The 2204-nt window shown below is 43.2% G+C and carries 3 protein-coding genes and 1 tRNA gene; 1 reads left to right on the plus strand and 3 read right to left on the minus strand.

Annotation, left to right across the window (positions count from 1 at the left end; genetic code table 11):
* Nucleotides 1–146 precede the first annotated feature (146 nt).
* The gene (locus tag RTW80_RS24310; RefSeq protein ID WP_244461730.1) at nucleotides 147–845 is read left to right on the plus strand and encodes a hypothetical protein; all 699 of its coding nucleotides are present in this window, start codon (nucleotides 147–149) and stop codon (nucleotides 843–845) included.
* Between the two features lie 151 nt (nucleotides 846–996).
* Here the strand turns inward: RTW80_RS24310 and RTW80_RS24315 are convergent, their stop codons facing one another.
* The 3 genes from RTW80_RS24315 to RTW80_RS24325 all read right to left on the minus strand — a co-directional run bounded on the left by RTW80_RS24315 (nucleotide 997) and on the right by RTW80_RS24325 (nucleotide 2201).
* Entirely contained in the window at nucleotides 997–1272 is a 276-nt protein-coding gene (locus RTW80_RS24315; protein ID WP_033549158.1) for a hypothetical protein, read from the minus strand.
* Between the two features lie 9 nt (nucleotides 1273–1281).
* The gene (locus tag RTW80_RS24320; RefSeq protein ID WP_032248075.1) at nucleotides 1282–1608 is read right to left on the minus strand and encodes a hypothetical protein; all 327 of its coding nucleotides are present in this window, start codon (nucleotides 1606–1608) and stop codon (nucleotides 1282–1284) included.
* Nucleotides 1609–2127: 519 nt separating this feature from the next.
* A tRNA-Gly gene (locus RTW80_RS24325) sits at nucleotides 2128–2201 on the minus strand.
* Nucleotides 2202–2204 lie beyond the last annotated feature (3 nt).

The raw sequence follows: 2204 nt of genomic DNA on the forward strand, positions 1-2204 counted from the left end.
TGTTTTTGTCATGTGAGTCACCTCTGACTGAGAGTTTACTCACTTAGCCGCGTGTCCACTATTGCTGGGTAAGATCAGTTCTCCCTCGCATCGTTGGAGCTGTAACTCGTTTCAATGCGAATGGTAAATCAGTACCGGATAAAACTTTGCCTAAAGAAACTGCTTACCGCCAAGTTTCCTGGACATGGAAAAAATGGGTTGGCAGGGGCCAAACTGAGGAGGTCACTGAAACGAGGGAAATCGAGTATCAGCGTTACCAGAGAGTTTTCACTCCACCTCCTGGCGTCGAATTGAAAATTGTTGAGAATCTAAACGGGGAGAAGTTAGTAATATCTCCTAAATTGACTTTGACAGATGAAAAAAAGAATCTTGTAACACATTGCGTTAACTTGTTTTTAGAGTTATTTGGTCTTTGCGAAGTGGTTGACGAGGAACTCAATACTATTGTCACCACTCAGTCTATAAAACTGAACTGGAGCCTCCTTCCTCAAGGGCAATATCCTTGGAGTACAATAGGCCCTCAGATAATGTCAGCAATCAAACCTCGAGGAAAAGGAAATTCTGCTGTAGTCGAGGGTAGACTTCAACTCATTAACAGCAAACAACCTGATTTTGTCGCTGTAGGAAAGGCTGGCTTTCAAGGTTACGTGATTTTTGGATTCCCCAACCACAATACCTATGTATTAGAAAGTTCACAGTGTAACAATGCAACCTACATTTTTGACAATGATTGGCAACATTTATCGCAATTAACTAAAGCTGAGATTTTAGATGGAAATTTGCATCATGCCAGAGTAATTCACCGTAGAAACTGGACTGCCGAAATTCTCAGATACTTACCTTAACTCTTTTATCGCGGGAGGTATACCTCCCGCAAAAGACCAATTGCAATAAAATGTGGAACGCCAAAGAGGAGAAAGACCTTACTAGCGGTATAAAGACATTTCGCATACGCAGAAGACCCAAAAGGGTACCGCTGCCCGAGTGTGAAGACGTTTAGGTAGGAAAACGTACAGGTATGGCAAACGGTTCAGATGGTTTAATCATTTTATATACGGTACCACACACAGTAAAAGTAAGTTTCTCAGTATCGATCACTCCCTCAACCTCTTTGTAGTCGAGTGGGAATTTCACCTTATTATCGTTAATTTTGTACAAGCCACCTGGGATGTTGGGGCCATGTTCGATTTGCAAATAATCGCCCTTGATTGTCCAGCGTCCTTCTACCTGGTATCCAATCGCGCTACCGTGCTCATTAAAGTAAATGCTCATGATGATTCCTTACTCTTTGAACTCAATTTCTTGATCATCAAACTCTCCATTACGAGAGAGTTTGATTGAAAAGCGCTTGAATGTATTGAAAAAGTCTTCCAAAGTTATTTGGACATTTTCTCTTCTTAACTCGCCAGTTTGTTCCATTATATATGCCTCTACATCAAAGAGATTCCCAGTTCTGAAGAAAGAAATGCCTTTAACTATCTCACCTTCTTTCAGAATCCCTTTAGCTCTCAGGAAGTCACTGAAGCTGTCTTGATCAGCCCTGTCCGCTGCAACAGTGCCTTTGTAGTCGTTATATTGAGTATTTGCTTTAAAGTGTTCTTTTTGCATGTTTTTATGTCCATTGCTGTGTGTAATCAAAGATAGCGTAGCGCAGATTTTGGACAATACAAGCCTTATTGCCCGTTGGTGGTAAGACAACGTGCGGAGCCGTTAGGCGACTTCATCAGGGGTTATGTCAGACAGTGAAATTTATCAGGATGACCATGTACCCGAAGGAGCGAGGCCGAACCGCTGGCAGAGCTTGCATGTGGTGTGCAAGTACCATAACCACCATAAACCTGTTTATTCCCTGCAACGTCATCTCGACGTGTGGCATGTAGGAGCATCGGCAAAAATGCGCTTCACTGAAAGCTTGGGGAATTATGCCGGGTAGACGGCTTTATGTTCATGTTGGACTGTCGCAGTATGAACTTGGAACTACTGCCAGCGTGATGATATGCTCCCCTGTACCACAGACCAATCACGCGACAGGTGCGGGCGTAGTACAATGGGTAGTTTAAGTTGTACCTGTAAAGCAGGGCAACGTAACTGACTGAATAATCTAACTTATTGATTATTCAGGAGAATTGGAGCGGGCGAAGGGAATCGAACCCTCGTATAGAGCTTGGGAAGCTCTCGTTCTACCATTGAACTACGCCCGCTTC

Origin of the sequence: Escherichia sp. AM3, assembly GCF_032029835.1 — a bacterium.
In the GTDB taxonomy this organism is placed as follows: Bacteria; Pseudomonadota; Gammaproteobacteria; order Enterobacterales; family Enterobacteriaceae; genus Escherichia; species Escherichia coli.

What these genes read in the sequence shown, in the direction of transcription:
- RTW80_RS24315 (WP_033549158.1), bottom strand. Translation starts at nt 1,272, where the DNA reads ATGAGCATTTACTTTAATGAGCACGGTAGCGCGATTGGATACCAGGTA.
- RTW80_RS24320 (WP_032248075.1), bottom strand. Translation starts at nt 1,608, where the DNA reads ATGCAAAAAGAACACTTTAAAGCAAATACTCAATATAACGACTACAAA.